Source organism: Bacillus sp. EKM501B, assembly GCF_011800505.1.
Lineage (GTDB): Bacteria > Bacillota > Bacilli > Bacillales > Bacillaceae_G > Bacillus_A > Bacillus_A cereus.
The window spans coordinates 1-202 of record NZ_JAALFZ010000104.1; the positions used below are offsets into that span (position 1 = coordinate 1).

Genomic DNA, 202 nt, shown 5'->3' on the forward strand with positions numbered 1-202 from the left:
GAGCTGACGAATACTAATAGATCGAGGACTTAACCATATAATATGTAGCAATGTTATCTAGTTTTGAAGGAATATGCATTAAAATTTCTTCTTGACATTTCGAAAGAAATGTTTATAATGATAAAAGTCTGGTAATGATGGCAGAGAGGTCACACCCGTTCCCATACCGAACACGGAAGTTAAGCTCTCTAGCGCCGATGGT

The 202-nt window shown here is 37.6% G+C and carries 1 rRNA gene; it reads left to right on the forward strand.

Annotated elements, in window-relative coordinates:
• Positions 1–127: 127 nt before the first annotated feature.
• Positions 128–202: ribosomal RNA gene (gene rrf / locus HFD78_RS29345) — 5S ribosomal RNA — on the forward strand; the annotation flags it as partial.